The sequence below is a fragment of the Flavobacterium aciduliphilum genome (assembly GCF_003268855.1).
In the GTDB taxonomy this organism is placed as follows: domain Bacteria; phylum Bacteroidota; class Bacteroidia; order Flavobacteriales; family Flavobacteriaceae; genus Flavobacterium; species Flavobacterium aciduliphilum.
This window is the reverse complement of record NZ_QLSZ01000028.1, coordinates 1-1,274: the sequence shown is the minus strand read 5'-3', so window position 1 is coordinate 1,274 and position 1,274 is coordinate 1. Positions and strand designations below refer to the sequence as shown.

At 38.5% G+C, this 1,274-nt stretch carries 1 protein-coding gene; it reads right to left on the bottom strand.

Features of this window, described 5'->3' with window-relative positions; translation table 11 throughout:
- Positions 1–1,274: nucleotide sugar dehydrogenase (locus CLV55_RS12765; RefSeq protein ID WP_112114179.1), on the bottom strand; the 1,274-nt coding region annotated here is incomplete at its 5' end.

Genomic DNA, 1,274 nt, shown 5'->3' with positions numbered 1-1,274 from the left:
TTACAACCTTCCGTCAATAGTTTCAGTTAGTATTCCTTTTACATCAAACAATACCCCGTTTGATTTCTTTATTGCCGTGTAATCTATTTCTTTGAATTCATGATGCGAAACACCCAAAACAACCGCATCAAACGTTTCTTTTGGCAACACCGTTGTCGTATATAACCCGTATTCATGTTTTACTTCCTCTGGATTGGCCCACGGATCAAATATTGTTACCTTAATCCCATAGTCCATCAAAGCAGCTACCACATCCACTATTTTCGTATTTCGAACATCAGGACAATTTTCCTTGAATGTTACTCCCAACATCAACAAACTCGCTCCATTGATTCCAATACCTTTCTTAATCATCAACTTCACTACTTGTGATGCTACATACTCTCCCATACTATCATTCAATCTTCTCCCCGCCAATATAATCTCAGGATGGTATCCCTTCTCCTGAGCTTTTTGTGCTAAATAATAGGGATCAACTCCGATACAATGTCCGCCTACCAAACCTGGCTTAAACGGTAAAAAATTCCATTTCGTCCCTGCCGCTTCCAATACCGCATGCGTATCTATTTCTAACAAATTGAAAATCTTTGCCAATTCGTTTACAAAAGCAATATTGATATCGCGTTGCGAATTCTCAATTACCTTAGCCGCTTCTGCCACTTTTATTGTCGGTGCCAAATGGGTTCCTGCTACAATAACACTTTTATACAACGCATCCACTTTCTTTCCTATCTCTGGAGTCGAACCTGAAGTTACTTTCAATATCTTTTCAACCGTATGCTCCTTATCTCCTGGATTAATACGCTCTGGTGAATAACCTGCATAAAAATCTTCATTAAACTTTAAACCACTCACGCGTTCCAAAACAGGTATACACTCTTCTTCTGTAACCCCTGGATAAACCGTAGATTCATAAATCACAATATCCCCTTGACTCAACACTCTTCCTACCGTTTCACTGGCCTTGTATAATGGCGTTAAATCAGGACGATTATTCTTATCAACTGGCGTAGGAACTGTAACCACATAATAATTACAATCCCGAATTAATTCGATATCATTTGTACAATACAACCCTATTCCTTCTAACGATGCTGATGATTTCAAAACACCTTTTAATGTCGATTCATCAACCTCCAAAGTAGCATCAACACCTCGATTCAATTCCGATATACGAGAACCGTTTATATCAAAACCAACCACATCATATTGGGTCGCAAATAATCGTGCCAATGGCAAACCTACATAGCCTAATCCTATTACTCCTATTTTTA